1 protein-coding gene is annotated in these 278 nt (G+C 39.9%); it reads left to right on the top strand.

Annotated features, from left to right (window positions below):
• A partial coding sequence (locus tag N3D17_07855; protein ID MCX8083276.1) for a hypothetical protein occupies positions 1 to 278 on the top strand: 278 nt, incomplete at both ends.

Raw genomic sequence — 278 nt, 5'->3', positions numbered from 1 at the left:
GCTAATAGACAACAGCCTCCTGAGGCTAAAGGAAAAGATAGAAAAGGTAGGCAAGCCTCTGGGAGATTGGAATGTAAACATATACCGTGGAGTTTTGACGGGCTTTAACGAAGCCTTTATTATTGACACTCAAACAAGAGATAGAATTCTTGCAAGCTGTAGGAGTGAAGAGGAGAGGAAAAGAACTGAAGATATCATAAAGCCTGTTTTGAGAGGTAGGGATATAGGGAGGTATTGCTACAAAAGTCCAGAGCAATATATAATTCTAACGCATAAAC

The organism is bacterium (assembly GCA_026414725.1).
Lineage (GTDB): Bacteria > Ratteibacteria > UBA8468 > B48-G9 > JAFGKM01 > JAAYXZ01.
Note: the sequence above shows the minus strand (reverse complement) of the source record. Positions and strands in the feature narration are given on the sequence as shown.